Annotated in this window: 4 protein-coding genes and 1 pseudogene; 1 reads left to right on the top strand and 4 read right to left on the bottom strand. The window is 31.5% G+C overall.

Features of this window, described 5'->3' with window-relative positions; genetic code table 11:
• Positions 1 to 7: 7 nt before the first annotated feature.
• The gene (locus HMPREF3247_RS08760) at positions 8 to 169 is read right to left on the bottom strand and encodes a DUF1270 domain-containing protein (protein ID WP_000066017.1); all 162 of its coding nucleotides are present in this window, start codon (positions 167 to 169) and stop codon (positions 8 to 10) included.
• Positions 162 to 383 carry a hypothetical protein gene (locus tag HMPREF3247_RS08755; protein ID WP_000594789.1) on the bottom strand — a complete coding sequence of 74 codons (222 nt, stop codon included), beginning with the start codon at positions 381 to 383 and terminating at the stop codon, positions 162 to 164. The genes HMPREF3247_RS08760 and HMPREF3247_RS08755 overlap by 8 nt, the downstream gene beginning before the upstream one ends.
• 70 nt (positions 384 to 453) lie before the next feature.
• Here HMPREF3247_RS08755 and HMPREF3247_RS08750 point away from each other — a divergent pair, with 70 nt between their 5' ends.
• The gene (locus HMPREF3247_RS08750; RefSeq protein ID WP_001556705.1) at positions 454 to 1107 is read left to right on the top strand and encodes a hypothetical protein; all 654 of its coding nucleotides are present in this window, start codon (positions 454 to 456) and stop codon (positions 1105 to 1107) included.
• A gap of 9 nt (positions 1108 to 1116) precedes the next feature.
• Here HMPREF3247_RS08750 and HMPREF3247_RS08745 read toward each other — a convergent pair whose 3' ends face one another.
• Together HMPREF3247_RS08745 and HMPREF3247_RS14440 are read right to left on the bottom strand one after the other, a co-directional pair.
• On the bottom strand, positions 1117 to 1260 hold the full coding sequence (locus HMPREF3247_RS08745) for a hypothetical protein (protein ID WP_000939498.1): 144 nt from the start codon (positions 1258 to 1260) through the stop codon (positions 1117 to 1119).
• A gap of 15 nt (positions 1261 to 1275) precedes the next feature.
• Positions 1276 to 1364: pseudogene (locus tag HMPREF3247_RS14440) on the bottom strand (oxidoreductase); the annotation flags it as partial.

Below are 1364 nucleotides of genomic sequence, written 5' to 3'. Positions count from 1 at the left end.
AGTTTTTTTATTCTTCATAAAAGTATTCCTTATAAAATATGAATGTCGCTATACTTGCGAACCCTGCAATTGACCATGCTGTAGTGAAGTACAGCAATGGCATAAGTACAATCGCTAAGACTGTGAAGCACAGTACTGCTAATAGGTAGCTTTTATAAATGTTACTCATTTTCTTTTTTCAACGCCTCCATTATTCTCTCGTCTGACAAGCCGTGATAAGGGAATTTTTCTCTAGCTAATTGGACTGGTATTCTGCCTCGTATCGCAATGTACCCTTCGTCTTCAAGCTCTTTATTCAGTTCTCTTATTATTTGTCCTGCTTTGGATTTTGAAACAGATAAAATTACCGCAAGTTCTTTAGCTTGCAAACTATTTTTTATCATATCTTTTTCTCCTTTTTATTTTTGTGTTGTGTATAATTTAGTTATCTCCTAGTGAAAGGAGGTGATAACTATGAATAATATAAATCTCACTCAACGACAGTTAGATTTAATAAAGAAAAATCAAGCTATCTTGTCTAAATTGCCTGTCGAAGCTTACGCTAAAGCCGCAAATACTATGAATAATTCGTATGTTATGAACGCTCTGGAAATTCAATCGACGGTTAATAATGTTATGAATAGCATTAGAATTAACCAATCGAAATTATCTAATTGGGCTTCCTATATGCATCAAGTAACTAAGAATCATCCAATGTTCAAATCTAATTTATTTTCTAATGAGGTTCTTAATAGTTTTATAAAATCTACGAGCATTCCTAAAAACGATATTTTGAAAATGTCTTATGCTCTTAGAAATTTGAATGTCGATGTAGCTAATAGTTCTACCTTTATTAAATCCATCAATCCTGCCCATCCAGTAGAGCAAAAACAACATGAAAGCAATAATTACAGCGGTAAAAAAATTGTCGACATAATGCATATTAATCACTCCAGTTTAGGTTTTATTAATGCTAGTTCTGTAGGTGTAAGCGGTAATGCTATTTGGGACTTTTTATTAAAGTTTATTAATAACGAACCAATAAATACTCCTTTTTATATTTCGGTACTTTTTATAGCGTATTTTTGCTATCTATTAACCAGTTTTTCAAATTCAAATGATGATTAGTTGTCGGATTTATCGATTAATCTCTTTAAGCAACTCTGCAACTGCTCGCAACAGTTCAGGGTTGTTTCTTGTTTCTAAATTACTGTTTGCATGTTTTAGTAAATTGAGTTTTAATTTACTTTTTTCTTTAGCGATTCTAAATTTTTGTAACATTTGTAGTTCCTCCTTTTAAGATGTTTGTTTTTCTCCTAAAAACTTGTTAACAAAGTATTGTTGTCCTTTACCTGTTACTTTTGGCGTCTTACTAATTGATGTGT

The sequence above is a fragment of the Staphylococcus sp. HMSC36A10 genome (assembly GCF_001838845.1).
In the GTDB taxonomy this organism is placed as follows: Bacteria; Bacillota; Bacilli; order Staphylococcales; family Staphylococcaceae; genus Staphylococcus; species Staphylococcus aureus.
Note: the sequence above shows the minus strand (reverse complement) of the source record. Positions and strands in the feature narration are given on the sequence as shown.

Bases quoted from the DNA above. Each gene is read 5' to 3' on its own strand.
- HMPREF3247_RS08750 (WP_001556705.1), top strand. From the start codon at position 454: ATGAATAATATAAATCTCACTCAACGACAGTTAGATTTAATAAAGAAA.
- HMPREF3247_RS08745 (WP_000939498.1), bottom strand. From the start codon at position 1,260: ATGTTACAAAAATTTAGAATCGCTAAAGAAAAAAGTAAATTAAAACTC.
- HMPREF3247_RS08760 (WP_000066017.1), bottom strand. From the start codon at position 169: ATGAGTAACATTTATAAAAGCTACCTATTAGCAGTACTGTGCTTCACA.
- HMPREF3247_RS08755 (WP_000594789.1), bottom strand. From the start codon at position 383: ATGATAAAAAATAGTTTGCAAGCTAAAGAACTTGCGGTAATTTTATCT.